The sequence below is a fragment of the Demequina sp. NBRC 110051 genome, from assembly GCF_002090055.1.
Lineage (GTDB): Bacteria > Actinomycetota > Actinomycetes > Actinomycetales > Demequinaceae > Demequina.
Map to the genome: position 1 here is coordinate 20687 of NZ_BBRH01000006.1, position 21393 is coordinate 42079.

At 71.2% G+C, this 21393-nt stretch carries 19 protein-coding genes; 12 read left to right on the forward strand and 7 right to left on the reverse strand.

The window, feature by feature from the left end:
* Window positions 1–112: 112 nt before the first annotated feature.
* Window positions 113–289, forward strand: a complete 177-nt coding sequence (locus B7K20_RS13005) for a hypothetical protein (protein WP_159449257.1) — start codon at window positions 113–115, stop codon at window positions 287–289.
* A 66-nt stretch (window positions 290–355) separates the two neighbouring features.
* A complete protein-coding gene (locus B7K20_RS00135; RefSeq protein WP_084099488.1) occupies window positions 356–625 on the forward strand; it encodes a hypothetical protein in 270 nt (89 codons plus the stop codon).
* Between the two features lie 18 nt (window positions 626–643).
* Here the strand turns inward: B7K20_RS00135 and B7K20_RS00140 are convergent, their stop codons facing one another.
* Window positions 644–1603: a hypothetical protein gene (locus tag B7K20_RS00140; protein WP_144018437.1), complete on the reverse strand. Its 960-nt coding sequence runs from the start codon at window positions 1601–1603 to the stop codon at window positions 644–646.
* A 215-nt stretch (window positions 1604–1818) separates the two neighbouring features.
* Window positions 1819–2619: an HAD family phosphatase gene (locus B7K20_RS00145; protein WP_084099490.1), complete on the reverse strand. Its 801-nt coding sequence runs from the start codon at window positions 2617–2619 to the stop codon at window positions 1819–1821.
* A gap of 148 nt (window positions 2620–2767) precedes the next feature.
* Between B7K20_RS00145 and B7K20_RS00150 the strand changes: the two genes are divergently transcribed.
* The 5 genes from B7K20_RS00150 (at window position 2768) to B7K20_RS12790 (ending at window position 5752) form a co-directional block, all read left to right on the forward strand.
* Entirely contained in the window at window positions 2768–3805 is a 1038-nt protein-coding gene (locus B7K20_RS00150; protein WP_234985633.1) for a TadA family conjugal transfer-associated ATPase, read from the forward strand.
* On the forward strand, window positions 3789–4739 hold the full coding sequence (locus B7K20_RS12785; protein WP_144018439.1) for a type II secretion system F family protein: 951 nt from the start codon (window positions 3789–3791) through the stop codon (window positions 4737–4739). The genes B7K20_RS00150 and B7K20_RS12785 overlap by 17 nt, the downstream gene beginning before the upstream one ends.
* 127 nt (window positions 4740–4866) lie before the next feature.
* On the forward strand, window positions 4867–5034 hold the full coding sequence (locus B7K20_RS00155; protein ID WP_084099492.1) for a DUF4244 domain-containing protein: 168 nt from the start codon (window positions 4867–4869) through the stop codon (window positions 5032–5034).
* A gap of 26 nt (window positions 5035–5060) precedes the next feature.
* A complete protein-coding gene (locus tag B7K20_RS00160; RefSeq protein ID WP_234985634.1) occupies window positions 5061–5357 on the forward strand; it encodes a TadE family type IV pilus minor pilin in 297 nt (98 codons plus the stop codon).
* Window positions 5354–5752 (forward strand): Rv3654c family TadE-like protein, encoded by a 399-nt coding sequence (locus tag B7K20_RS12790; protein ID WP_234985635.1) that lies wholly within the window; start codon window positions 5354–5356, stop codon window positions 5750–5752. Before B7K20_RS00160 ends, B7K20_RS12790 begins: the two co-directional genes overlap by 4 nt.
* Window positions 5753–5756: 4 nt before the next feature.
* Here B7K20_RS12790 and B7K20_RS00165 read toward each other — a convergent pair whose 3' ends face one another.
* From B7K20_RS00165 to B7K20_RS00180, 4 genes are all read right to left on the reverse strand, one after another.
* Window positions 5757–8330: an AAA family ATPase gene (locus B7K20_RS00165; protein ID WP_084099494.1), complete on the reverse strand. Its 2574-nt coding sequence runs from the start codon at window positions 8328–8330 to the stop codon at window positions 5757–5759.
* A gap of 16 nt (window positions 8331–8346) precedes the next feature.
* Window positions 8347–8598 carry a DUF4242 domain-containing protein gene (locus tag B7K20_RS00170; RefSeq protein ID WP_084099756.1) on the reverse strand — a complete coding sequence of 84 codons (252 nt, stop codon included), beginning with the start codon at window positions 8596–8598 and terminating at the stop codon, window positions 8347–8349.
* 128 nt (window positions 8599–8726) lie between these two features.
* Entirely contained in the window at window positions 8727–10553 is a 1827-nt protein-coding gene (locus B7K20_RS00175; protein WP_084099495.1) for a hypothetical protein, read from the reverse strand.
* A complete protein-coding gene (locus tag B7K20_RS00180) occupies window positions 10550–11089 on the reverse strand; it encodes a sigma-70 family RNA polymerase sigma factor (RefSeq protein ID WP_084099496.1) in 540 nt (179 codons plus the stop codon). Before B7K20_RS00180 ends, B7K20_RS00175 begins: the two co-directional genes overlap by 4 nt.
* Window positions 11090–11290: 201 nt before the next feature.
* On the opposite strand from B7K20_RS00180, the gene B7K20_RS00185 reads away from it, so the two are divergent.
* From B7K20_RS00185 to B7K20_RS00195, 3 genes are read left to right on the forward strand one after another with little or no spacing between them, the layout of a single operon-like run.
* Window positions 11291–13594 carry a sodium-translocating pyrophosphatase gene (locus tag B7K20_RS00185; RefSeq protein ID WP_084099497.1) on the forward strand — a complete coding sequence of 768 codons (2304 nt, stop codon included), beginning with the start codon at window positions 11291–11293 and terminating at the stop codon, window positions 13592–13594.
* 36 nt (window positions 13595–13630) lie between these two features.
* Window positions 13631–15169, forward strand: a complete 1539-nt coding sequence (locus B7K20_RS00190; RefSeq protein WP_084099498.1) for an MFS transporter — start codon at window positions 13631–13633, stop codon at window positions 15167–15169.
* Window positions 15166–16563: a M20/M25/M40 family metallo-hydrolase gene (locus B7K20_RS00195; RefSeq protein WP_084099499.1), complete on the forward strand. Its 1398-nt coding sequence runs from the start codon at window positions 15166–15168 to the stop codon at window positions 16561–16563. The genes B7K20_RS00190 and B7K20_RS00195 overlap by 4 nt, the downstream gene beginning before the upstream one ends.
* 9 nt (window positions 16564–16572) lie before the next feature.
* On the opposite strand, the gene B7K20_RS00200 is transcribed toward B7K20_RS00195, so the two are convergent.
* Window positions 16573–18042, reverse strand: a complete 1470-nt coding sequence (locus B7K20_RS00200; protein WP_084099500.1) for an oligosaccharide flippase family protein — start codon at window positions 18040–18042, stop codon at window positions 16573–16575.
* A 111-nt stretch (window positions 18043–18153) separates the two neighbouring features.
* Between B7K20_RS00200 and B7K20_RS00205 the strand changes: the two genes are divergently transcribed.
* Together B7K20_RS00205 and B7K20_RS00210 are read left to right on the forward strand one after the other, a co-directional pair.
* Window positions 18154–19725, forward strand: coding sequence for a methyltransferase (locus B7K20_RS00205; RefSeq protein ID WP_084099501.1), 1572 nt, complete (start codon window positions 18154–18156; stop codon window positions 19723–19725).
* Between the two features lie 303 nt (window positions 19726–20028).
* Window positions 20029–21303 carry an alpha/beta fold hydrolase gene (locus B7K20_RS00210; RefSeq protein ID WP_084099502.1) on the forward strand — a complete coding sequence of 425 codons (1275 nt, stop codon included), beginning with the start codon at window positions 20029–20031 and terminating at the stop codon, window positions 21301–21303.
* Window positions 21304–21393 lie beyond the last annotated feature (90 nt).

Sequence of the window (21393 nt, forward strand, 5' to 3'; positions counted from 1 at the left end):
CCGATGCAACGGCCGGGTCGGTCGTCGTGGACCACACCGGTACGGGCTATTCCCGCGTCAGCGGTGGGCGAAACCCCTGGCACGGCGGCCTGCGCGGTGCGACGATCGAGCCATGAGCGACAAGAACACCGACGCCAAGGCGGAAGATCTCAAGGACGAGGTCGTGGAGCAGCAGGATAAGCGCCACGACCCCGACGAGCAGCCGGTGCAGACCAATCCGCTGGGCGAGGAGATCCCCCACGGAGATGGCGAGCCGCGCGAAACGGACGGTCAAGACAACCCCAGCTGACGCATCGGCCGGGCGCAAGCCGCCGTTCGCCGCGCGCATCCGCGCGAACGGTGTGACGATGGGCAGATGAGTGCAGAAGGCTACGACTACCGGACCCGCGCGACCGGCGAGGTGGTGATCTTCCACCACGGCAAGCTCGCGAAGACCCTTCACGGCGATGACGCTCAGACTTTCATGCGCGCAGTCGAGGGCGGGGACGCCCAGGCGGCGATGGCCACGTGGGTCGGCAACGACGGCCAGGTGGAGCACCCGGGCAGCCACGCCGAGTCCGGCGGCGGGATGCGCAACAACGGCGCCGCGCACGGGCACCAGGACTTCCGGCGCAAGACGGGGTAAACCCCCGTGCGGTCGTGACTACTCGACCGTGAAGGTGAAGGCCTCGGAGATCGCGACGGTGGGCTCCGCGTCCACGATGTAGGACTCGGGGACGTCGCGGGTCAGCACCTCGGTCAGCACGTCCTGGGGTACGTCGCAGAGCAGTTCGGTGGCGCCGTCGGGGGTCTCGGACTCCTCGCAGTACGGCGCGATGCGCTCGTCGTCAGCGATCGCCGAGTAGCCGGCGGTGTACTGCAGCAGCGCGAGGTCGGTGAGGCCCTCCTCGGTCAGCGACCGCGCCACGGCGGCCGCCTCGCCCTGGATGATCGGGCTCCACGCGTAGACCTTGTATTCGCCGGCGGGGAGGCTCGAGTGCTCTGCCTCGAACTCGGCGACCTCCTCGTAGCGCGCCGCGACCTCCTCGTCCGTGGCGTTGTCCCAGTCGAAGTCGTCCCACAGCGCGGACATCTCGTCGGCCACGTCGCACAGTGACGAGCCCGTGATCGCGTACGTGTCCGACGCCGCCGAGGGGCTCTCGCCCGCCGTCATGATGAGCTCGGGCACAAACTCGGAGCCCCATTCGGGGGTGACGACCACGTCGTCACGCGTCACGATCAGCTGGCCCTGTTGGGCGAGGAACGCGGTGATGCCCTCGGCCTCGGAGGTGAACGCGACGCGGGCCGAGGCGGCGCCGTCGGCCGTCTCGACGCTCACCACGGGGATGACGCCATTGGCTGATGTCGCATCGGCCGTCCAGGTCTCACCGCAGGCCGGCGGGTTGAACAGGCCCTCGGCCGCGGACTCGATCGCCGCGAGGTCGTAGGAGAGCGGAACGGTCGCTCCGGCGGGGGTGTCGGAGGGGGCCGCGGCGGGGGCCTCGTCGCTCGAGACGATCCACTTCACGCCGTACCACCCCACGGCCGCGGAGGCGCTCGCCACCGTGATCGCACCGATGACCATGAGGCCCTTGTGCATGGACTCCCGTTCCTCCCGGCGCATGCGTGCGCCCGCTGCTCCATCGTGGGGTTGAGGCACAAGGATACGTGCCGCGCGTGCCCGTTTCGAGCACGATTTTCCCCTCCCGCGCGAGGCCCCTGGCAGGTGCCCGATGCACGTCGACCATTGAGGCCGCTTGACCCTCTTAACGCACGAGCATCACGAAACGTTGGTGTGGATTTGACCACATCGGGAGCGGGCCTCGACGGCCCACGCGGTCAGGAGTCCTCGGGCTCCCTGCCGGCGCGCGACAGCAGCAGCACGCCGACCACGATCGCCGCGATGGCGAGCCCCACCGCCAGCGTGGAGCGCGTCGACGGGTGCGAGCGCAGCTCGACGGGGCGCTTGAAGCGCAGGTTTCCCCAGCCGTGCGAGATCGCGGCCTTGCGCATGGTGCGGTCCGCGTTCACGGTGAAGCCGTGGCCCACCGCATCAAGCATCGGGGCATCCGTGATCGAGTCCGAGTACGCATAGCTGCGACGCAGGTCGTAGCCCTGCTCCTCGGCCAGCGCCCGCATGGCATCGGCCTTCGCCTCGCCGTACGCGTAGTAGCTGACCTCGCCCGTGTAGTAGCCCTTCTTCACCTTGAGCTCGGACGCGATGACATGGTCCGCGCCCAGGATCTGCGCGATGGGCTCCACGATGTCGCGCACGGAGGCCGAGACGATCACCACATCGCGGCCGTTCGCGTGGTGGCGATCGATGAGCTCGAGCGCCTCCGCGTAGACCACCGGGTCGATGTGCTCGTGCACCGTCTCGTTGACGATCTGCGTGACCTTCGCGACCTCCCAGCCCTTCACGAGGTCGCTCAGCGAGTCGCGCAGGCGGTTGGTCTGACGCTCGTCCGCCGCGCCCACCAGGAACAGGAACTGCGCGTAGGCGGTGCGTAGGGCATCGGCCCGCGTGACGAGTCCACCCTCGTAAAAGGACCGAGAGAACGCCATCGACGAGCTGGTCGCGATGATCGTCTTGTCCAGATCGAAGAAGGCCGCGGATGGGCGGCGGGTCGAGCGGGCCATGAAACCTCCTATTTCGGCCCAGCCTAGCGGCGCCCGCCGACACCCTGCCAGGGCGCCTCGTCGTCCCCAGCCGCCGCGCCCGGAGGAGTTGTCCACCGATATGACAGACGGCCGATGCTGTGGCCGGCCGCCGTGTCAGCCTCGCCCTATGGACGGGCCGGGTGACGCACCGCAGTGGGCCGGGCCGCTGGGCTCGCTGTTGGCCTTGCCGGGTGTCACGGACGTCTTGGTCCAGGAGCCGCGGCGGGCCTGGATCGATAGGGGAGGAGGGCTGCAGATGGTCGGTGTGGACCTGCCCGACTCCGCTGCGGTGAGGGCACTGGCGGTGCGCATGGCGGGGGCGGGCGGGCGCCGGCTCGACGACGCCGCGCCGGTGGTGGATGCGCGCCTGCCCGACGGCACGCGCCTGCACGCGGTCCTGCCGCCCCTGTCGCCCGAGTGCGCCGCGATCTCGCTGAGGACCGTGCGTCAGCGGGCGCTCGACATGGATGACCTGGTCGCCTCGGGAATGGTGACGGGGCAGCTCGGACGGGTGCTGCGCGCGATGGTGGCGCGGCACCTGTCCGTGCTCGTCACCGGCGCCACGGGATCGGGCAAGACCACCCTGCTCGCCTCGATGCTGAGCCTCGTGGATCCCGCCGAGCGCATCCTCGTGATCGAGGAAGCCGGCGAGCTGCGTCCCGACCACCCGCACGTGGTGCGCCTGATCGAGCGGCGCGCCAACATCGAGGGCTCCGGCGCGGTGGGGCTTCCCACCCTGGTGCGCGAGGCCATGCGCATGCGTCCCGACCGCGTGGTGTTGGGTGAGTGCCGCGGCGCGGAGGTGCGCGAGGTGCTGTCCGTCTTCAACACGGGACACCGCGGCGGGTTCGCGACGTTGCACGCGAACTCGACGGCGGACGTGCCCGCGCGGCTGGTGGCGCTGGGGGCGCTGGCGGGACTCGACCAGCGCACGGTCGAGCTGCAGGCCGCCATCGCCTTCGACGCCGTGGTGCACGTCGAGCGCGACGGCGCGAGTGTGCGGCGCGTGGCCCAGGTGGCGACGCTGTCGCGATCGGGCGCGGGCGACCTTGTCGCCGTCCCCGCCCTCACCCGGGGCTCGCGGGGCTGGGAGGCCGGGCCCGCGTGGGCAGCGCTCGGTGAGGGCCTGGGGCTCAGCCAGGCGGGCCATGCGGTGGCGGCGTAAACGGGCGCGGGTATCGCCGCCGGCCCCCACGCGGGCCCTTGCCAACGCGGTCGCGCTGCTCGAGTCGGGACTGCCGCCCGCGCAGGCGTGGTCACTTGCGGGGTTACCGGTCGCGGACGACGGCCGTCCCACCGTGCCGGGGGCCGATGCTGTGGTCACCCGGGCCGTTGCAGCCTCCGCGACACTCGCCGACGAGGGCGGGATGCCACTCGCCGCCGTGCTGCGGCGAGTGCTCGCGGTGCTGCATGCGCGCGAAGAGGCGGCCGATGCCCGGGAGGCCGCGCTTGCGGGCCCGCGCATGAGCGCGCGTGTCCTCGGGTGGTTGCCGCTCGCGGGGCTCGGCCTCGCGGCGGCGCTCGACCCGGGCGCGCTGCGCCTCGTGGCGCTGACGCCCCTGGGGTGGGTGCTGCTCGTCGGCGCGGGCCTGCTCACCTGGGTGGGAAGGCGGTGGACGCGGGCGCTGCTGTCTCGCGCCGAGCCACCCGCCGAGGACGTACCCACCCCGCTCGTCCTCGCCCTCGTCGACGCGGTCCTTGCGGCGGGCATCGACGTGCCGGGCACGCTCACACGGATCGGCATCGTGCTGGGAGGGGCGGACGGCGCGGCACTGGTCGAGACGGGGCAGCGGCTCGCCAGCGGAGCGCCGTGGGACGAGGCGTGGGAGGCCCCGGACGCCGACGGCATGGCCGACACCGTGCGCCAGGCACTGCAGGCGGCTCACCTCGCGGGGGCATCGGCCGGACCCGCACTCGCGGCTGCGATCGACCAGGCGGTGCGCGAGGACAAGCGCGCCGGCCAGAAGGCAGCCGCGGAGCTGTCCGTGACGCTTGCCCTGCCCCTCACGCTGTGCCTGCTCCCGGCCTTCATCCTGGTCGGAGTGGTGCCGCTCATCGCCGCCGTGATCGCGTCGGTGGACCTGGGGGCCGTGATCTGAATGGCGTCGTCCCCAGCCCCCGCGGAACGGTGCCCCGTCCCCAGTTGCGGACAAGACGCGAGCGTCGCCTGCGTCCCGCGCGCACCGTGGAGTCAGCGAAGGACGGTCCTTCGCGGAAGGGAGGATCATGAGGCGCTTCGAGAGGCTGTGGCGCGAGGACGACGGCATGGCGACCACCGAATACGCGCTGGTCACGGTCGCCGCGGCGGCGTTCGCGGGCCTGCTCATCGCGATCATTCGCTCCGGCGAGGTGCGGGAGCTGCTGCTGGGCGTCATCAGATCGGCCTTCGGATGATCCGCGGGCGCGGCGACCGGGGGTCCGTGACGGCCGAACTGGCCTTGGTGCTCCCGGCCGCCGTGCTCGTGCTCGCGCTCATGCTGGGCGCCCTCGCGTGGGCGTTGGCGCACCTCAGCGCGGCCGATGCCGCCTCCGCCGTCGCCCGCACCGCCGCCGTCGAGGGCGAGGCAGCGGCACGGTCCGCTTTCGCCTCGCGGATGGCCGATGCCTCGCTTGCCGTGACCTCCGACGGCACCTGGGTGACGGCGACCGTCACGGCCACGGGTCCTGCCTGGCTTCCCGACGTCGTGGCGCGGGCGGTGGCGAAGGAGCAATCGTGAGCCGCGAGACCTCGGTGGTCCCGCGCAACGGGCGGGCGCGCGACGAGGGCGCCGCGACGGTGCTCATGGTCGGCATCGTGGTCGCAATGGTCGTCGTCTTGGCGCTGGGACTGGCGGCCGCGAGCACGTGGATGGCGGCGTCGCGCGCCCGGACCGGCGCCGACATGGCCGCGCTCGCGGGAGCGCTCGCCGCGCGGGAGGCGGTCGCGGCCGGACGCGACGCGGCAGGCCCGGGATGCTCGGCGGCCAGTGAGGCCGCCCGACGCAACGGGGTGGACGTCACGCAGTGCCACGCCGATGGTGGCGTGGTCACCGTGTCCGTCGCGGCGGGCGACGGGGTGGCCCGCCAGACGGCCTCGGCGGCGGCGGGGCCCGCATTCGCCCGTGAGTCCTAGGACCTCACCCGTGCTCCACCAAGCCGCGGCGCACGGCGGTGGCGACCGCGCGCGCCCGGGTGGGCTCGCCAAGCTTCTGCAGCACCGCAGACACGTGGTGCTCCACGGTCCTGCGCGACAGGACCAGCTGCTGGGCGATATCGGGCGTGGACAATCCATGGGCCAGCAACTGCAGGACCTCCCCCTCGCGCGGCGTCAGACCGCCCGCGGAACCGCCCGTCGTCGGGCTCGCCCATCCGCGTTGCTCGCGCTCGCGCATCACCGCGGCCGCGGCGGCGCTCGCGCCAACGCCACGTGCGGCCGCGGTCGCTCGCTGCGCGACCGCTGCGTCCCCACCGGCCGCCGCACCGTAGGCCGCCCACACTGGGTCGCCGACGTCTAGCCACACCTGGACCGCGCTTGCGCCGTCGCCCGCGAGCATGTGTTCGAAGGTCGGTGCGAGCGAGTCGGGCGCTGCCTCGGGGGACTGCCCAGCGAGCTCACGCCACCACGCAAGTTCGCCCAGCAGCCACGGATCCGACGCATCCTGGACGAGGTCCCAGGCGAGGTCGGTCGCCGCAGGGATGTCCTCGACACGGCCCTCCAGCCACGCGTGTTCGGCGATGGCGCTCGCGACCGGTCCGATGCGCTGAATCTCACCGGTCTCCGCCGCGAGTCGCTGCGCGAGGGCGAGGGACGGCCGGGGATCGTCTCCGCGAAGCATGGTCGCCCTCGCCGCCGCGCAGGCCGCGGGGATCGTGGAGATGGGAGACACACCCTGAGGCCCCGTCACGTCGTGAGCGACGTCGAGAGCCTCGTCGAGACGACCCACCCTCACCAGGGCATCGGCCCGTAACGCCTTCATATAGCGGGTCCACGAGTCCAGGTCGTGGGCCTCGGTGTAGTCGATGCCGGCCTCGAGCTGAGCCAGGGCGTCGGGCAGCGCGCGATGCCTCAGCGCCGCGGAGCCTAGATTCGTATGCGCACGTGCAGCATGCTCCTCGAGACCCGCCATGAGCGCCCCGTCGAGGCTCTGGCGCAACCGAGCGACGCCCGCGGCATCGTAGGCCGCGACGGCCATGGCCGAACCCACATTGTTGAGCGCGTGAATCCGAATCTCGTCCGCGCCCAGTTCGCTTGCGAGGGCGATCGCCCGTTCGCCCCAACGCACCGCCTCTTCCGCGTCGTCCGCGAGCATCCTCAGCTGCGACATGTTGCTCCATGCCGCGGCGAGCGGCACCGATGGGCCCAGCGGCTCAAGGGTGTGGCACGCGTCCCCGGCATAGTGCTCCGCGTCGGCCCCGCGTCCCAGAAACCATGACATTCGTGACAGCCATCGCTGGTCATCGCCCACGTCAAGCATCTCGCCGGCGATCGAGTGAAACTCGAGCGCATGATGGCGGGCCGTCAACGCCTCGTGGAGCTGGTCGGTGAGGTAGCACTCGTGTGAGAGCTCGACGAAGAGCCCCGCACGGTCCTCGGCAGGTGGCCCCTGTCGCAGCGCGGCGCGCAGTTGTGTGGCGGCCTCGCGGTGGGCGCCGAGCGCGGCCAGCTGCCGGCCCGCGAGGGTCGCATGCTGCGCGGCGAGGGTCGCCTCCCCACACTGAGCGGCGTGGTGGGCGATGCGTCGGTGGTCCTCAGGGGTGCGGCGGCGAATCTCCGCCAGCGCCGCACGATGGAGGCGGCGCGCTTGGGGCGCCGCGATGCCGGCCTCGACGGCTTCCCTCGCCAACTCGTGGCGGTAGCCCACGCCCGCGCGTCCCGCGACCAGCACCCCTCGCTCGACGCACACGTCGATGGCGTCGAGCTCGCACCCCGCGACGGCCGCCACCAGGTCGGCGGGGGCCGTGTCTCCGAGGACCGAGGCCGCCTCGGCGGCGAGCCGCGCCTCGGGTGTGAGCAGTGCAAGGCGGGCACGCACGGCATCGGCCACGCCGATAGGCAGGCTCGCGTCACTCGTCGCGAGCACCTCGGTCACGTAGAAGGCGTTGCCGGAGGTGCGCGCGTGGAGCGCCGCGGCATCGGCGTCCGAACCCGCCTGCGCGGCGAGTGCGGCGACCCCTTCCACCGTGAGTGCGGGCACGTCCAGCCGGGTGGCATGGGGCCACCGAGCGGCCTCGTCGAGGAGGCGCGTGAGCGGGTGGCGTGAGGTGACGTCATCGGGCCGGAAGGTGGCGATCACCATCAGGGGTGTCGCTTCGATCCGGCGGCCCAGGAATTGAAGGGAATCCAGCGTCGCGTCGTCTGCCCAGTGCATGTCTTCGAGGACCAGCACGGTGGGCTCGCCGGTGAGCTCGGCGCGCAGTCGTGTGTGAAGCGCATGGCGGGTGAGCGTGCCTGCCTGCACGGCGGCCACGGCGTCGCCAATCTCGGGCACGGCCTCCTGGACAGCGGCGAGCGCGTCCGCCGTCGTGACGTTGTCCGCGCCTCCCTCGCGCACCCGGCACCCCTCGTCCAGGCGCGTGAGGAACTCGCGTACCAGCGTGGTCTTTCCCTGACCCGCTTCTGACGCCACGAGGACGAACGCGCCCGCACCCCCCGCTGTCGCCTCCCACAGGGAGACGAGGCGTGTCAGGTGATCCTCGCGCTCGACGATCATCTGACCATTAAAGCGGTCAGACGCCCTCGGTGACGGGGTGAATCTCGTCCGCTACCAGGCCGTGGGCCTCACGGTGCACGGTGTTGGCCGCCTCAGCATCGGGCGCGTCGACCAGGCAGAAGATCTTGCCTGCCGGCTCGTCGACCCAGTACCGCAGGTAGTGGACGTCGTGGTCCGCCTGCTTCTCGAGGTCGGCGGCGTGCGCCTGTGCCACGTCCGCCATGCTCACCGATCCGTCCAGGTGGTGCACATCCATGAAGAGAGCCATGTTCTTGCCTTTCGAGTGGCGCGTGGCCCGGGTGACCGCGCTCCACCAGTCCAGCGCGAACGCCACAGGCGCACATCGGTGAGTTCACCTATTTTCGGCCGATGCCGTACTCACCTTGGCGTGCTGCGTCACCTCACGGTGATCGTCCCCAGCGACGTCCACCGTTGAAGGTCGACCCAGTCGCTGTTGACCACCGCTGTGTCCGGCGCGGGTTCCGCGACGTCGGCGGAACTTGACGACGTGCCGCCGCCCTCCAGGGTTCCGGTCTCGGGCACCAGAGGCTCCACCTGCGGGGTCAGCAGCGCCGAGTCGTCCACGGCGCCGCCCTCGTAGTACTGGGCGTCGTAGCTTGAGACATTGACGCTGGTCGCCGTCAGCAGCGTGTACGTGCCGGCCTCCACGCCGCCACCGTTGCCGTCGCAGCGGTTCACGTCGCGCCACAGGTAGGTGCCGGAGGCCGAGGTGCTGGGAGTCAACGCTCCCGTCTCCGGTGCCGGGGCGATGAGCATCTCGGCGCCGTCGGGGGCGACGGCATCGGCCGCCATTCCCGCCTCCTCGCGCATGATGACCATGTCGCCGTTGCGGTCGATCGACTGCGGGTAGCCCTCGGCGACGATGCGTCCATCGCGGGCGAGATAGAGCTGCGGCTGCAGGCCCCAGAAGTTGGCGATCGCGTAGTCGGACACGTTCGTCACGCTCGCGGAGATCTCCGGGTTGCCGTCGACCACGAACCCATAACTCACGGATAGCGACGCGGGCGCGGTCACGTCCACGTCGAGCAGTTCCATGGTCGAGGACCGCTCGGGGAAGGTGGCGCCGTCGCCCCCGCCCCAGGAGCACCCGAAGAAGCGGTAGACGCCGGACGTGCCGTCGTTGAGGATCCACCGGTAGCTGCCGGCGGCCATGTCCCACGAGTCGTCGGTGGCCGCGGACTGAAACATCTGCCGGGCGACGTCGGGCGTCAAGGCCTGCGATCCCAGCCGGTCGGTGGGCTCGGTGGGCAGCGGGTCAGGCTTGGGCTCCACGGGCGTGCCGGGGTCGACCGGGTCGGGCGCGATGGTCTCGGTCGGCTCGGGCAGGGGCTCGGGCTCTGCCGTGCCGAGGTAGGCGCCGAACGGATCGTCCACCTTCTCACCCGCGATCGTGAGCGAGACGGGCCCGGCGGCCACGCGGAACAGTTCGGGCATCGTGGAGTCGCTCGGGAGCTCCGTGGCAGCGTCAGCCGGGTACGCGAGCGTCTGCGCCAGGTGCACCTCGTAGTCACCGGCGGGCAGCGCCGCGCCGTCCCAGCAGTTGACCGCCGCGATGCTCTGCCAGGACTGCAGCGAGGAAAAGTCCGTCGCGGGGTCGAGCCGCTCGTAGACCTCGCCCGCGGGCAGCGACGGCTCGTCGGCCGGGCCGTAGACCAGGGGATCGGGTTCGAGGTAGGAGCCGACGATGACGCCGTCCCACGTCACCACGTAGTCGCCGCCACTGATCATGTCCACGGGGCGCGACGCGGTGAGGTTGCGCTCGATCTCATAGCCACCATCGGTCGCCACGGCCTCGCTCACCTCGAACGTCACACCCGAGGTGTCGCCGTACGCCCACGCGGGATCGTCCGCGGAGAAGTCGGACCCGCAGAGCCACGGCGAGGCCAGCATCGAATCACCCGCGGCGCCGTCGGCTTCGCCGGACGCCATGCCTTCGGGCGCGCCGCCTCCCGCAGCCGGCGCCGACTCCTCGGTCGCCATGTCGCCCGCGGCAAACCGATCCTCGTCGCCCGCAGAAGCAAACGAAGGCCCGATGATCCCCACGCCCAGGATCGCCACCGCACCCACGGCGACCGCGCCGTTGGAACCCGTACGCAGGGCGCGCCGGCGCGCCACCTTGCGTGACGCATCGGCCGTCGAGACGGTCACGCCATCCACGGGTGCGCCATCCGCGGCACCCCTCAAAGCATCCGAAAGCTTCATCGCGCGTTCCTTCCCTCGGCGGGCGCGCCATCCGCGACCGCCGCGTCCTCGAGTGGCCCGAGGGCCAGCTCCAGCTGCCCCAGCCCATCGCTGAGGTAGCGCTTCACCGTGCCGCCGGCCAGCCCAAGCTGGCGCGCAATCTGCGGCACGGTGAGGTCGTCAAAGAACCGCAGCACCACGCAGGCCCGCACGCGCGGCGGCAAGGTGGCCAGCGCAGCGGCCACGTCGGATCCCGCCTCGACCTGACCAAAGCGATCCGGCACCACCGCATCGGCCTTGAACAGGTGCTGCACCCGCTGCCACCGCTGCTGACGGCGGTAGCCGTCGACATACGTGGAGGTAATCGCGCGGCGCACGTACGCCTCGGCCTTCAACGAGGTGAGGCCCGGCCGCTCCCGCGAGAACGTCCTGACCAGCGCGTCCTGGACCAGGTCCTGTGCCTGCACCGGGTCGCCGCACACCAGGTAGGCGTACGACAGCAGCGCGCGTTCACGGTCGCGCACCAGCTGCTCCATCGTGTCCCGCCACTGGGCCATGACGTCCTCCGCTCACAGGCTGTCGGTTCACAGTGTCGACGGACAGGTCCGCCAAAACGTTGGGGCGGACGATGCGATGGCTGGCCTGTCACCCCGGCTCGCCGGGTTCCCGACGTGGGTTGCAGGCTTCCCCTAGAGTGGCAAGCAGCCCGGTGGGTCCACAGCGTGGTGGACCCCGTGAGCGTTCGTCAAGGAGGACGTATGCGCACTGTGACAGGCACCGAGGTCGAGGTCGGCTCCTCGAACCTGGTCATCGTCGGCGTGATCGCCGCCATCGCGGTGGTCTCCCTCATCTTCAGTTACGTGCTGCGCCAACAGGTGCTGCGTGAACGCGACGGCACCGAGCGCATGCGTGACATCGCCGGGGCTGTCCAGGAGGGGGCGTCGGCGTATCTCACGCGCCAGATGCGCACGCTCGTGCTGTTCGCCGCCATCGTGTTCTGCCTGCTGTTCCTGCTGCCCGGCGACGCTGGGGTGCGAGTGGGGCGCTCGCTGTTCTTCCTGTTGGGCGCGGGGTTCTCCGCCGCGATCGGATACATGGGCATGTGGCTCGCGGTGCGCGCGAACGTGCGTGTGGCGGCGGCCTCGACCGGGCCGGATGGACGCTCGGCGGGGGCGCGCATCGCGTTCCGTACCGGCGGGGCCGTGGGCATGTCCGTGGTGGGGCTCGGCCTGGTAGGCGCCGCCGCAGTGGTGCTCATCTTCCGCGGCGACGCGGCGGCGGTGCTCGAGGGATTCGGCTTCGGGGCGGCGCTGCTCGCGATGTTCATGCGCGTGGGCGGCGGCATCTTCACCAAGGCGGCCGACGTGGGCGCCGACCTGGTGGGCAAGGTCGAGCAGCACATCCCCGAGGACGACCCCCGCAACGCGGCGACCATCGCCGACAACGTGGGCGACAACGTGGGCGACTGCGCCGGCATGGCCGCGGACCTGTTCGAGTCCTACGCCGTCACGCTGGTGGCGGCGCTCATCCTGGGCAAGGCGGCGATGGGGGAGCAGGGGCTCGTGTTCCCCTTGATCGTCACCGCGGTGGGTGCCGTGGTCGCGGCGATCGGCGTGTTCATCACGAAGGTGCGCCAGGGCGAGTCCGGGCTGGCCGCGATCAACCGCGGCTTCTACACAGCCGCCGCGATCGGCGCGGCGCTGTCCGCGATCGCGGCGTACCTGTACCTGCCGGCCTCTTTCGCGGAGTTCACCGGAGCCTCGATCGAGTCCGAGTCCGGTGACCCGCGACTGATCGCGACCGTCGCGGTATTCGTCGGCATCGGGCTGGCGGGCCTGATCTTGTGGATCACCGGCTTCTTCACGGACGTGGGTGCCAAGCCCACGCGCCGCGTGGCCGCGACGTCGCGCACGGGTGCCGCAACGGTGGTGCTCTCCGGCATCGGTGTGGGCCTCGAGTCCGCCGTCTATACAGCGACCGTCATCGCTGGCGCCATCGTGATCCTGTTCTTCGTCGCGGGCGGCTCGGTCGCGCTGGCGCTGTTCCTGGTCGCGCTCGCGGGCTGCGGACTGCTCACCACCGTGGGTGTCATCGTCGCCATGGACACCTTCGGACCCGTGAGCGACAACGCCCAGGGCATCGCCGAGATGTCCGGCGACGTCGACGAGGAGGCCGCGCAGATCCTGACGGATTTGGACGCCGTGGGCAACACCACCAAGGCGGTCACCAAGGGCATCGCGATCGCGACGGCCGTGCTCGCCGCGACCGCGCTCTTCGGTTCCTACAGCGAGGCCGTCACCCACGCGCTCGAGGACGCGGCCGCGACGGCTGCAGACTTCTCCTACGCGATCATCCACCCGCTGACCCTGGTGGGCGTGATCATCGGCGGCGCGACGGTGTTCCTGTTCTCGGGTCTCGCCATCGATGCGGTCACGCGGGCTGCCGGCGCGATCGTGCTCGAGGTGCGCCGTCAGTTCCGCGAGATGCCCGGCATCATGACCGGCCAGACCCGCCCCGAGTACGGCCGTGTGGTCGACATCTGCACGCGCGACTCGCTGCGCGAGCTCGCGACGCCGGGGTTGCTCGCGGCGATGGCGCCCATCTTCGTGGGCTTCGCGTTGGGCCCGGGCGCGCTCGCGGGCTTCCTGGGAGGCGCGATCGGCACGGGCGTGCTGATGGCGGTGTTCCTCGCCAACTCCGGCGGCAGCTGGGACAACGCGAAGAAGATCGTGGAGGACGGCCACCACGGCGGCAAGAACTCGCCGGCGCACGAGGCCACGGTGATCGGCGACACCATCGGTGACCCGTTCAAGGACACCGCGGGCCCGGCCATTAACCCTCTGATCAAGGTGATGAACCTGGTGGCGCTGCTCATCGCGCCCGCCGTCGTGGCGCTGATGTACGGCGACGCGGCCGGGTGGCTGCGCTGGGTGATCGCGGGTGTGGCCGCGGCCATTGCGGTGACGGCGGTCGCACGCGCCTCGATCCGCTCGCACGCGGGCGGCATCGAGGAGGAGGCGTCCGAGCCCGAGGTGGCGCGAGAGGAGTCGCCCACGCCGTGACACGTCGCCGACATCTGGGCCTGGCATGATCCGTCCATGAGGGCAAACAAGGTTCGCCTGGCCGGCGGGATCGTCGGGGCGCTCGTGGTGGTCGAGGCCACCTCGGGTGTGATCCAGGGCTTCTACACGCCGCTGTTCAGCGACATCGCGGACAAGCTCGCGATTCACGACGCGGACATCAACTGGCTCGAGGCCACGCAGCTGCTGCTGAGCGCGATCGTGGTGCCCGTGCTCGCGCGCCTGGGCGACATGATCGGCCACCGCAAGGTGCTCATCGGATCGCTCATCGTGACGATGCTCGCGTCCTACGCCATCGCGTTCTCCGCGTCCTTCGCGGTGTTCCTGGTGGCGTGGGCCATCCAGGGCTTCTACGTGGTGTGGCTGCCCATGAACGTGTCGATCATCCACTCGCGCGCCCGCGACCTCCCCGACGGGGCGGCGCTGACCCGGCGCGGTGCCGGCGTCATCGTGGTCGCGCTGCAGGCGGGCGCCATCGCGGGCGCGCTGCTGGGCGGCCAACTCGGCGTCATGCTGCCGCTGTGGGCGACGCTCCTGGTACCCGCGGTGTTGGTGACGATCGCGCTGGTGGTCGTGATCGTGAAGGTGCCCGACCCCGGCGTGCGCGCCGGCGGCAGCATCGACACGCGCGGCACCACCGTCCTGACGCTCGCGCTGCTGGCGATCACCGGCGGCCTGTCGCTGGTGCGCTTCAACGGCATCAACGCGTGGGTCGTCGTGATGGTGGCCATCGGGCTCGCGCTGCTGTGGGTGTTCGTCAAGGTCGAGGAGCGCTCCGACGACCCGCTCGTCGACATGGCGATGCTGCGCCTCCCCACCGTCTGGCCGGTCATCCTGACCTCGGCCCTGTTCGGCGTCTCGGTCCTGGGAGCGCAGGGCCCGCTGTCGACCTTTGCCCGCACCGATCCTGGCGAGGTGGGTTACGGCCTAGGGCTCGACTCCGCCACCGCGTCCTATCTCATCGGCGCCTACGTGGTGTCGCTGCTGATCGGCGCCGCGATCTTCTCCAAGGCCTCGGCGGTGTGGTCGCCGCGGTTCGTACTCATCGGGGCCTCGGGTCTGGTGGCCGCCGGCTACCTCGCCCTCATCCCGCTGCACGACAACTTTGTCCAGGTGCTCGCGTGCATGATGGTCGCGGGACTGGGATCGGGCGCGCTCGTCGCCGCGCTTCCCGCCGCCGCAGCGGCCGCTGCGCCGCCTCACCAGACCGGCATCGCCACGGGGCTGACCAACACGACCAAGACCATCGGCGGCTCGTTCGCGTCGTCGGCCTTCGCGATCGCGCTCGCCTCGGGCGCCGTCGCGACGAGCTCGGGCGAGGAGTCCGGGGCCGGGTCCCTCTCGGGCTACGTGACGGTGTGGGCCATCTGTGGTGGCACGGCCATCGTCGCGCTGCTGGTGCTGTTCGCGGTGCCCAAGGTGGCGTTCCAGGCCAACGACGCCACGCGCGCTGCGGGCGACGGGCTGCCGGCGGCCGACGCCGTCCCCGACGGCGTGCGTACGGCCGCCGAGCGCGACCCCAAGCGCGCCCCTACCGAAGGCGAGGAGACCCGATGAAGAAGCGTGAGGCATCGGCCGCCCAAGCGAGCGAGCGAGCGCTCAGCGCCGCGACCCACCTGCAAACCCTGGTGCGGATCCCCACCGTCTGCCCGCCGGGCGACGCGCCGCTGAGCGCCGAGGTCGCGCAGGTCTTCGCGGCCCACCGCGCGGCGATGGAGCAGGCGTACCCGCGGGTGTTCGCCGCCGCGGAGGTTGACGAGGTGGGCCGCGCGGGCCTGCTGCTGCGCGTGCCCGGTGTCGTGGTCGACCGTCCGGTGATGCTGATGGCGCATCAGGACGTGGTGCCGGTTCCCGAGGATTGGGAGGCCGAGGGATGGGAACACCCGCCCTTCGATGGCGCCATCGACGCGGGCTACGTGCACGGCCGCGGCACGCTCGATGACAAGGGCGCGCTCGTGGTGCTCATGGATGCGCTCGAGGGGCTCTTGGCGTCCGGGTGGACGCCAGCGCGGGACCTCTACCTGCTGTTTGGCGCCGACGAGGAGCAGCACGGCCCCTCGGCTGTCGCGGCCGTCGCGTTGCTCGAGGAACGCGGGATCGAGCCGTGGCTGGTGCTCGACGAGGGAGGCGCGGTCGCGACCGGTGCGTTCCCCGGGATGAGCGGTCCCGCCGCCGTGATCGGAGCCTCGGAGAAGGGCATCGCGACCATCGACCTGGTGGTGGAGTCGCTGGGCGGCCACGCCTCGACCCCGCCACGCGAGTCCGCGCCCGGGATCCTCGCCGCCGCGCTCGTCAACGTGGAATCCTCCCCGTTCCCGTCGTCGCTGCACGACCTGTCGGTGGAGATGTTCGAGGGGCTCGCGCCGTCGCTGAAGTTCCCGCTGGGGACCGCGCTGGGACGCGCGGACAAGCTCCGCGGGCCGCTCGCGAAGGTCATGCCGCGCCTGGGTCCCGAGCTGGCCGCCATGGTGCGCACCACCGCGGCGATCACCATGCTCGAGGGCAGCCCCGCGCAGAACGTGCTCGCCACCCGGGCGCGCGCGACGCTCAACTGCCGCATCGCGGTCGGGTCGTCGGTCGCGGCGACCGTCGCGCACCTGCGTGAGGCGATCGACGACGCCCGGGTGAAGCTCGAGATCGTCGAGGCTTCCGAGCCCTCGCCCGTCTCGCCCACGGCCGGCGACGAGCGGTGGGACGCGCTGGGCGCGGCCGTGGCGGCGTCCTACCCCGAGGCGGTCGTGGTGCCCTACGTCATGATGGCCGCGTCCGACGCTCGCCACGTGGCCCGCATCGCGCCGGCGGTGTACCGGTTCTCGCCGCTGCTCATGGACAAGGCGCAGCGTGAGGCCATCCACGGCCCCAACGAAAAAGTGTCGATCGAGTCGCTGGGCCGGGGAGTGGAGTTCTACCGGGCGCTGCTGACCGGCCCGGCGCTGGGGCCCGCAGCGTAGCTGTGTGCCTCAGGATCGATTGCGGCCGGAAGCGCGCAGAAGGCCGACGGTGACGGCAGCGTCCTTACGGACCTTGGGCACGGTCGCCGCCAGAATTGCCACGAGAAGTGTCGCGGCACCTAGCCCGGCCGCGATCGACAAGAGGGGTGCCGCTGACACGCGGGAGGCGAACGCTGCGGCGACTCCCGTCGGTACCGCAACGAGGCCTACCGACTGGGTCGCGGCCCTCAGAAGGGGCCAGGGGCGGATCCCCACCGCTCTCGAGGCGTTCATGGTGGCGAGGGGCCAATACACCAGCCAGCCGATCCCGTTGGCGACGGCCAAACCGGCCGCGCCCCACGGAAGCCCCGCCAGTGTGATGGCGACCTGTAGCGGAAGCGCCCATGCATTGAATCGCAGGCCGGCGGCCGCCGCTCCACCTCCCATATGGAGCCACTGCATAGTCAGCCCGAGCGCACGCGGAATGGCTCCCAAGGCGAGAATCTGAACGAACAGCACTGCACCGCTCCACTGAGGCCCGAACACGAGCGCGACGAGTGGATCTGCCGTGGCCGCAATCACCGCGAACAGGGTCGCGGTGCCGTAGCTCGTCAACTGCTGTGCCTGGAGGAAGTATCGCGAAAGTCGGTCAGGCGTGTGACGGACGCGCGCGAGTACCGGAAGCGCCACCGGCCGCATCTGTTCGATGCTGAGGGTGAGTGGCATGACGACGAGTTGCTGGGCGCGGTCAAAGAGCCCCACGTGAGATACCGGTGCGACCAGCGCGAGCACGGGTGCGACGACGTATCTGCTCAGTTGCCGCAAGGCATTGATGCCGAACATGTGAAGCCCGGACCTGAGCAGCGCACGGTCCTCGGCAGACGGCCAGCGGGGCATGCCCGGTAGCCATCGCGCCACGATCAGGCCGAGCAGGAGCTGAATGAGGGGAAAGGCCACGGCCTGCGCCACGAGCGCCGTGAATTGCTGGCCATTCCACGCGAGAACCACGGCGAGAGCGAAACTGGCCGCCGTGCTGATGGCTTCGATGGCGGCAGCGGCGGAGAACCTCAAGTCACGGGCGAGCTTCATGCTCACAAAGGCGGCTCCGGCGCCCAGGACGGGACTGATAGCGAGCCAGCGCAGGACGTCAGGCAATGCCGGAAAGGACCACAGGGCTCCTGCCCCAGGCGCGGCCAGCCACAAGAAGAGCCCTACGACAATGCCGCCCACGACGGACGCGAAGAAGAGGGTCGATTCCGACGTGCGGCTAACCGTGGGTGCTTGGGCAATGGCTAGCGGAATCCCCAGGGTCGCCACCATGATGCCGAGCGTCTGAATCGCGGTCGCCACCGCCATGACCCCGTACACCTCCGGGCTCAGCAGCCGTGCGAGGATGGCGAGTGCGAGGAGTTTGCTCGCCACCGACACGGCTTGGCCGATCACGGTCACCAGGGCTCCACGTGCGCCGCGCGTCGCGAGGTTCGCGGACTCGTGCGCCATGGGGCCCCCTCTGCTCACGCGATCATGCCAGCGGCGCCCTGATAGTACAGGCGTCGAATTCTTGAGTCTGCGGTGCCGGATCGACGGCTACGCCCGATTACCCTCGTCTCCATGAGTTCGACCGTGCCCTGCCTGACCGACGAGCAGGCTGAGCGTCTGCGCGACGACCTCGCCGGCTGGACCGTTGACGCGGTCGAGGAGGTCATCGGCGAGCGGGCCGCGCGTGCGCTCAGCCGCGAGCAGATCACCCCGGCACTGATGGCCGCCCGCGATGCTGGTACGGACCGCCACGCGCTGCTGACCAGGCTGTTTGTTCTCGGCGACGCCTTGAGTGACGTTGAGCTGGGTCGCGCACTGCCCGGCCTCGGCGCGGATGGCTCGTACCGAGCGGGCCTGGTTGACGCAGGGGAGGCCGGTGCGGCCGCTACGGGGGCCACCGCTAGAGCGGGAGCCTCGACCGCCGCCATCGAACTCAGCCCCCACGCCTCGGCCGACGGTGACGCCCAGGTGGATTGGTGGGTGGCCTCGGACCCGCGCGAGGCGATCACGGGCCGCGCCGTCGCCGACGACCACGTGCTGGGGGTCGGCGGGGCGTCCACCATGCTCGCGTCTGTCACCGTCCGCCAGCAGGTGGGACGCGTGCTGGACCTCGGCACCGGCTGCGGCATCCAGGCCCTGCATGCCTCGCGCCACGCGAGCACCGTGGTCGCGACCGACATCTCCCACCGCGCGCTCGCGTACGCCCGGCTCACGGAGGCTCTCAATCGCCCCGCGCTCGGCGACGCCGCCTGGGACCTGCGCCACGGCAGCCTGCTCGAGCCCGTCGACGGCGAACACTTTGACCTCATCGTGTCCAACCCGCCCTTCGTGATCACGCCCCCCGGCGCGCCCCGCTTCGAGTACCGCGACGGTGGTCTCGAGGGCGACGCCGTGGTCGCCACGCTGATCCGCGAGGCGGGAGCGCACCTGAACCCCGGCGGCATCGCGCAGTTCCTGGGCAACTGGGAGATCCGTGGCACATGGACCGACAGGCTCGAACAGTGGCTCGACCAGAGCCCGGTACCGCTCGACGCGTGGGTGATCCAGCGTGACGCCCTCGACGCCGCCGAGTACGCCGAGACCTGGCTGCGCGACGCCGGCATCACCCCCGAGCGCGACGCCGCGCGCTTCCGGGCCGCCTACGAGTCCTACCTGCGCGCCTTCGACGATTCCGGGGTGGAGGCGATCGGCTTCGGCGCCGTCCTGCTGCGCCGGCCCTCGAACGGAACGCCCACGCTGCGTCGCCTCGAGGAGCACGAGGGCGCGCTGCCCAGCCCGCTGGGCCCCCACCTTGCCGCGAGCCTCGCGGCACACGACTGGCTCGCGCAGACCAGCGATGATGACCTGCTCGCCACCGCATTCACGGTCGCGCCGGACGTCACCAAGGAGACCTACGGCCGCCCGCTGCTCGCCGACCCCGAGCACATCCTGCTGCGCCAGGGAGGCGCGCTGGGGAGGTCGATTAAGGCGGATACGGCGCTGGCGGGCCTTGTGGGCGCGAGCGACGGCGAACTCACCGCGGGCCAGATCGCCCACGCCCTCGCCGCCCTTCTCGACGTGCCCGCGGCCGCCATGGTGGGCGGCCTCGCCCCGGCGTTGCGAGACCTGGTGCGCGACGGCTTCCTGCTGCGTCCCGCTGGGTGACCGGGCCGCGCCTGCCTGGGGAAGTCCTGAGCGAGACCTGAGGAACGGGCCGCGACCCTTGAAGCGCGCACGTGCGCGGCACTAGCGTCGAAGCACGGCCCCGCACCAGGGTCGAGCCGGATGACAGTGTCGGCCACGCCGATGGGGCAAGCGATGTTGCAGGCGCGCACGGCGGGGTAGTGATGTTCGCGCCCGGAGCTCGCCCGCGGGTGCGCCCCCTTCCCCTATGAGGGGGCGTACCCGCATCCTGGCTCTCTCTTCCCGGTGCGGTCTCACCGCGCTACGCTCGCCCCCGTGCCTGGAATGCGTGGCTTTGGTGACTTCACCCTGGATAGCGCCCGTTTTCAGCTACTGCATGGCGACGAGCAGGTGCGCATCGAGCCTCGCGCCTTCGATCTCTTGCGCCTCCTCGTCGAGCACCACGACCGCGTCGTGACCAAGCAGGAATTGCTCGACAAGGTCTGGGGCACCACCTACGTCAGCGACGCCGCCCTCACCACGGCCCTGCGCACGGTCCGCCGCGCGATCGGCGACTCGGGCAGCGAGCAGCGTCTCATCCGCACCGTCCACGGCCGCGGCTATCAATTCGTCGGCACCGTCTGGACGGCCGATGCCACGCCCAGCCCCGTACCCGTCTCACCTCCCGCTCCGGCCGCCCAAGCCGGGCTCGCCCCGGCCCCCGGTAGCCCGGTGGCCACGTCGCACACGGTGGTAGGCCCGCAGGCGATTCGCTATTGCGCGGCCGCCGACGGTTCCCGCATCGCCTACGCCACCGTGGGCGAGGGTCCCGTCCTCGTGAAGGCCGCCAACTGGATCACCCATCTTGACCTCGAATGGGACAGCCCCGTGTGGGCGCACTGGAACCGCGGCATGGCGTGGGGCAGGCGCCTCGTCCGCTACGACGAGCGCGGCTGTGGCATGTCCGACTGGAACCCGCCCAGTAACACCTTCGAGGACTGGGTGGCGGACCTCGAGGCGGTCGTCGAGGCCGCGGGCGTCGACACCTTCCCGCTGCTGGGAATCTCGCAGGGCGCCGCGGTGGCGATCGCCTACGCCGCGCGGCACCCCGAGCGGGTCGAGCGACTGGTGCTGTCGGGAGGCTACGCCCGCGGGCGCGTGGTGCGCGCCGAGGACGAGGCCCAGCGTGCGGCCGCCGCCCTCGACGTGGACCTCGCGCGAGTGGGCTGGGAGCAACAGGACTCGAGCTTCATGCGCGTGTTCGCCTCGCAGTTCGTTCCAGGCGGGACACTCGAGGACTGGGACGCCTTCACCGAGTTCCAGCGCAGCACCACCTCTGCCGCGAACGCCGTGAACTTCCTGGAGGAGTTCGCCCACATCGACGTGGTCGATGAGGCGTCGCGGGTCGCGTGCCCCACGCTCATCCTGCACTCGCGCGACGACGTCCGGGTCCCCGTCTCCCAGGCGCGCGAGCTCGCGACGCTCATCCCCGACGCCTCTTTGGTACTGCTCGAAAGCGCCAATCATCTGCTGGGTGCCGACGAGCCCGCGTGGCAGGAGTTCCTGGGCCACCTCGACGCCTTCCTGGGCTCGGCATCGGGAGATTCTGAGGACTTCTGAGGGTCCTCATGAGGGAGTCCTGAGAGCGCTGGTTGCCGGCCGCGCGGGCCCCTAGCGTCGAGAACGAGCACGCGAGATGGCCGCGGGCCG